The following is a 5,580-nucleotide window of genomic DNA, read 5'->3' on the forward strand; positions in this document are numbered from 1 at the left end:
CCTCAGCGTCAATGGCGGCATGGGCATCACCGGCGACCTGCCCTTTGGTGGTTACAAACAAAGTGGTATGGGCCGCGAGTGGGGTCTAGAGGGTATAGAAGAGTTCACCGAAATCAAAGCTATTGGGGTTGGCGTTCCAGCCTAAGATCGGTACGCCACACGATATTAGCGGGGCTAATCTCCCGCTAATATCGAATATTTTCAATATCTTAAATCTGTACATCGGCAATAATGACGCCACCCACTTCCTAGCTGCATCGCCAGCACCGTCTCCGCCACGCAAACTCATTCCCCCCTTTATAGATCAGCTTCACCGCGCCTTTGTCGCGCCGAAGATCAACAAAAGCCCGTTTAAAACACAGCCTCAACTAGCCGCATAAGCTGCCATTCGGCACCAACAACTGGCAGCGCTGAGCCGCGACTGAGCTATTTAAATTAAATATAGTTGACCACTCGTCAGCTTTTTGATAATTTCGAAAACACTGATTTTAGAAATAAAGTAACCGAACCCCTCGCTAGCGAAAACAGGAAACGAGCGACAGCGAGGCCACATCACTCTGAAAAGTGGGCCCGATGGACAATAGAAACACCAAGCCAGCTTCTGCGGTCACCGAGACACGCGGCCGCAAGCCAAGCGCAACCGCGGATAAAGCCATTTTAGACGCTGCTCGCGCAGTGCTACAGGAAACAGGTTATCCGGGCTTTACCATGAGTGCGGTCGTCAAACGCTCAGGGGTTTCCTCAGCGACCATTTATCGCCGCTGGCGCAGCTCACAAGAGCTCATTCTTGACGCTTTCAGGTCGATGACACCAATACTCGAGACGCCCGACAGCGGTTGTTTTGACAACGATCTATCAACCTTCTTAGACGACTTTGCCGCAGCCTTATCAGGTGTCGGTAGCTTTGTTGCACTGGACAAAATGGACTCACGAATCGAGCCACAGCTTCGGCGTGAAATTGCAGAAATTTTTACCGAACCAAGAAAACAAATACTCGCGGCCATCTTTGACCGCGCAGTGCTCAGTGGCGCTCTCAAGAAGCGACCTGATATTGATGACTGCTGGAATTTCATTGCCGGCCCACTTCATCACCGCATCAGTATTCAACAAAAAAAGTACACAACAACATTTGCCAAACAGACTAAGGCCTTTATCACCGCCGGGCTCTTTGCGCTGGCCAAGCAATAACAAACCTACTAGGAGACATTATTATGAACTGGACACCACCCGAAAGAAGTAGCTGGGTAGAACACTTTAACGCCATTAGCAGCAACCAAACGGATGGCGGCCAACACTTAATACCACTCGACGCGGACCAACTATTAGAAGATGCGCGAAATGCCACTGGGCTAAGCAATTACGGCGACGATTGGTTTCTCACGCCCTATCGTGTCTTGATAAAAGCACTAAATGAAGAAGCCAATATGAATGGCCTAGGTCGCTTTGTGGCGCGTTCAGAGATTCTGCGTACCTTGCAAGCTCGACTACAAGTTGAAGACCTGCTCAGCCGCCACCCAGAAATTCTCGAGCAGCCTGTCGCGCCGGTTCACGTTGTTACCGGATTGGGCCGCACCGGCACTAGCATACTGCATGAATTACTCACCCTCGATGAGGACAATCGCGTTCCTATTCAATGGGAAATGATGTATCCGGTTCCTGCCCCAGAAGCAGCCAGCTTTGCTGATGACGAACGCATTGCCAAGGCCGATCTCGAGATCCGTTTCATGGAAGCGGCTATTCCCGCCATTCGGACCATGCATGCCAATGGTGGCAACCTGCCCAACGAGTGCATATTTCTGTTTGCCTACTCATTTGCCTCAGAGCTATTTTCCGGCCGCTTTGATGTGCCGAGCTACGATATGTGGATGGCCACCAACGATTTAAGCCCCTCTTTTGCCTACCACAAACGCCTGCTGCAATTACTACAGTGGAAACACCCTAAAGCGCGCTGGGTACTAAAGGCACCAACTCATTTAAATCGCCTGGGTTACTTATTAAAGACCTACCCAGACGCTCAGATCGCCATCACCCACCGCGATCCCTTAGCCGTTATGGCTTCAGTGACAAACTTACTGTCCAGCCTTAAATATATTCACAGCGACACGATCAATTACCAAGCCGACCTCGGCCGCATCGCTTTCGGCAATAGCTACCTCTGCCAGCTTATGACCGATCAGCGCAAAGCCGGTGAATTACCCAAAGACCAAATTAGCGATGTGCTTTACGCCGACCTTATCAGCGACCCGGTGGCGGCGGTCAACAAACTTTACGCGCAATGGGGCATTCCCTTCAGCGAGGAATTCGCCAAAAAAATCCGCGAATATATTGACGCCAAACCCAAGGGTAAACACGGCTCCCACTCATACTCCTTCGCCGACACGGGCCTGAGCATTGAAGAAGAGCGGGCAAAGTATAATGAATATCAAAGCTACTTTGGTGTTCCCTCAGAGCTGTAAGAACGCGGCGCCAATAGGTAGCTTAAATTATGAATTGGATTCGTCGGGCACTAATTAGCCTTGTGATATTGGCTTGTGGAACAGCAATACTAGGACTTGTTTTGCAGGTATACCAAAGTAATCAAAAACCGAGTCTCAGTTCGCGGGATTTAATAAATACTCATACAGGGGAAGAACTTGTGGCTATAAAAAAAGATGCGACACCAACCCAAACCGCATGGCAGGCTTATGTGAACGCGCTGCAAGAGCAGCGCGAAAAACTACTACAACACCCCGCCGCAAGTGACGACGATATTCGCGCGCAAGGACTTTACGCCCTGCACAGCCAGGAGGCGTCGGCATTTAATATGTACATTGCACCAAGGCAGCAATACCCGGCCTTCGCGCAACTGGCCATGCCGACACCAATGGAATACTCATGGGGAATGCCCTGCCCAGATTTCCTTAGCCACATGGCGTTTATTGACGGCGCTCATACCTACCGAATACATGGCAATAAGAAAACTAATTTTTGGTCTACGCTACAGGTTTTTAGCGGCTTCTGGGGCGATGATGGTATCGGCGTCCTCGGCCATTTGGACTTTGATGAACTGGCCGCCAGCCAAGATGGCAGTTTTGAGATTTTTCTCGGCCCGAATCCGAAAGACGATGGCAAACAGTGGATAAAACTTGACCCAAACGCGCGCAACGTCATGCTCTCGCTACGCGAAACCTTTTATGACTGGGGAGCAAGTGACCCTATGGATTTGCACATAGAAGCACTAGACCGCGACGAAAATGCGCCGCAATTTTTTAGCGAGGCAGAGCTCGCGGCACGAATAGATAAAGCTCGGAAATTTGTCGAATACAACTACCAATTCATGATAGCCGCGCTAGATAAAATAATGGCGGGCAGTCGCTCCATTCATGAACTGCCCACCAACAACCAATTTCTACTGCCCGACGCCACGGCCGGCCAGCACGGTGGCAATCCGCTCGCCGCTTACGTCACCATGGTTTACGACCTCAAACCTGACGAGGCCCTGATCATTGATATGGGACCGGTCGACGCCCGCTATTGGTCTTTCCAGCTCGGTACGCTATGGGCACAGACCACGGACTTCATCTACCACCAAAGTTCCATTAACGGCCATCAAGCTCAACTCGATGCCGATGGTCACTTCAGAGCGGTACTGTCACTCACTGATCCCGGCGTCGCAAACTGGCTCGACCCAGCCGGCGTGGCAACCGGCATGGCCACTCTCCGCTTTTACAAATTCAAAGAAGTTGTAGTGCCCAGCACTAAGCGCGTGCCACTTAGCGAGCTCCGCAAACATTTACCCGAAGACACGCTATTCATTAGCGCAGAGCAACGCAAACACACCATGTTAAATAGACAGCGCGCCGCGCAAAAGCGCTACGGCCACTAAGCTTACCATTCAACTAAAGTGGAGCTGGGCAATCCAGACACAAAACAACAAGGCGAAGGCCACAACTGTTTTGTGTCGACTTGCTCACGCTCCCTGCCTGTCATTAAATCACTTACAATACAAAAACTGACCAAAGCAATTACGTAAGCACTGAGCCGCACGGAAACCATCTCGTCATTTACGCAACTTAGAATTCCATGCAATACTAGTCAGCTTGAGTAAATTTCAATGGCGCTTAATCCACTTTCTCAACACAAAATATGACTATGACTTTTGTAACACCAATTCAAAGATACAACATCACCTACCGGCCCAAACAATACGCGCCAGCGCGGTACATGAAGTGACGGCAACTAACGATACCCCAAAGCGTCGCCAGACACGCTCCATCGAAACAGAACAGCGCCTACTCGCCGCCGCCCGTTCACTTTTCTCGCAAACAGGCTTTCACGACACCGGAACCAATGATGTTGTTGCAAAAGCCGGTGCAACCAGAGGGGCCTTGTACCATCACTTTGCGGATAAGAGTATTTTATTCGAAGCGGTTTTTCGTCAGGTTGCCGGGGAATTTTATGCATCGGCGAACAAAGCTGCGGCACCGCTTTCGGGGGATCCTTGGAAGCAACTTATTTTCTCGGTTGGCGAATACCTGCGTCTTGTTGCCTCCAACAGTGAGTTTCAGCGGATTGTTTTAATCGACGGCCCAGTCGTTCTTGGCTGGCAGCAGTGGCGCTCAATTCAAACCGAGTACCTTTTAGAAGGGCTTGTTTATACCTTTAATATGCTAATTGATCGCGGCATTATCGCCAAACAGCCCACTGAACCACTGGCCAGCCTGATCATGGCCGCCCTCGATGATGCCTCCCTGTCCATTGCCCACTCTCGCACCCCCGAAGAAACACAGCAGCAGCTCACCGCCGCATTGCTGTCGCTCATCAAAGGCCTACAGATTCGGCCGTAACGACCATGCTTACAAACCGGCGGTAAAACGCCAAAAGCCCTGATATAGCCACCTCTAACGACTACTGTGATGCGAGCCCCAAGGCTTGACAGAGCCTAAATGCTCGCTGTAGTATTCATAAAAAAACAGGCTGCCTGCTTTTCATGGAGAATCAACCAATGCCCGCCACACTTGAAATGACACTTCCACAACCCACGTCCAGTATAGAACAAGCCGAAAAAGACATTGCCGAGCATGGCGTTGCCATTATTAGCGGCCTACTTTCTCCGGCCGAGCTAAAAGTGCTGAGCGACTTAGTAAATAGTGAAGCCGAAGGCGATCGCCGCGCCGGCCGCGCCGATGAGCCCTATTTCGCCGACACCTTGTTCGGTGCACCAACACAACGCGTCTGGGACCTACCCAGCCGCAATCAACTTTTTTGCGAATTGGCAGTACACCCAACAGTTTTAGGCCTAATAGAAAAATTTGTTGAAGGTCCTGTTCGTCTTTCAACCTTTTCTGCCAATATCACTCGCCCCGGTAGCACGGAAATGCCCCTGCACGCCGATCAAGGGACAAATCCACAGCCATGGGGCCCAAAACCCCACGGCCTAAATTTCATTTGGTGCATGGATGATTTCACCGAAGAAACCGGCGCTACCCGCATGGTTCCTGGCAGCCATAAACTCGGCCGGTCAGCGACGATCGAGGAATGGGAAACGCCGTCGGTCGCAATTGAAGCTCCGGCTGGCTCACTGATCGTTATGGAAAGCCG

The 5,580-nt window shown here is 51.0% G+C and carries 6 protein-coding genes; all 6 read left to right on the forward strand.

Annotated elements, in window-relative coordinates; genetic code table 11:
* Nucleotides 1–19: 19 nt before the first annotated feature.
* Nucleotides 20–145 carry an aldehyde dehydrogenase family protein gene (locus ABYT30_RS14640; protein WP_373097277.1) on the forward strand — a complete coding sequence of 42 codons (126 nt, stop codon included), beginning with the start codon at nucleotides 20–22 and terminating at the stop codon, nucleotides 143–145.
* A 428-nt stretch (nucleotides 146–573) separates the two neighbouring features.
* A complete protein-coding gene (locus ABYT30_RS14645) occupies nucleotides 574–1,188 on the forward strand; it encodes a TetR/AcrR family transcriptional regulator (RefSeq protein WP_373097273.1) in 615 nt (204 codons plus the stop codon).
* Nucleotides 1,189–1,211: 23 nt separating this feature from the next.
* Nucleotides 1,212–2,456, forward strand: coding sequence for a sulfotransferase (locus tag ABYT30_RS14650; RefSeq protein ID WP_373082162.1), 1,245 nt, complete (start codon nucleotides 1,212–1,214; stop codon nucleotides 2,454–2,456).
* 179 nt (nucleotides 2,457–2,635) lie between these two features.
* A complete protein-coding gene (locus tag ABYT30_RS14655) occupies nucleotides 2,636–3,865 on the forward strand; it encodes a DUF1214 domain-containing protein (RefSeq protein ID WP_373097275.1) in 1,230 nt (409 codons plus the stop codon).
* A 343-nt stretch (nucleotides 3,866–4,208) separates the two neighbouring features.
* Complete coding sequence (locus tag ABYT30_RS14660; RefSeq protein WP_373082166.1) at nucleotides 4,209–4,826, forward strand: TetR/AcrR family transcriptional regulator; 618 nt, start codon at nucleotides 4,209–4,211, stop codon at nucleotides 4,824–4,826.
* Between the two features lie 158 nt (nucleotides 4,827–4,984).
* Nucleotides 4,985–5,580, forward strand: a 596-nt coding sequence (locus ABYT30_RS14665) for a phytanoyl-CoA dioxygenase family protein (protein ID WP_373082168.1), incomplete at its 3' end; no start/stop codon positions are given.

It is taken from the genome of Zhongshania sp. (assembly GCF_041623545.1).
GTDB lineage: Bacteria > Pseudomonadota > Gammaproteobacteria > Pseudomonadales > Spongiibacteraceae > Spongiibacter.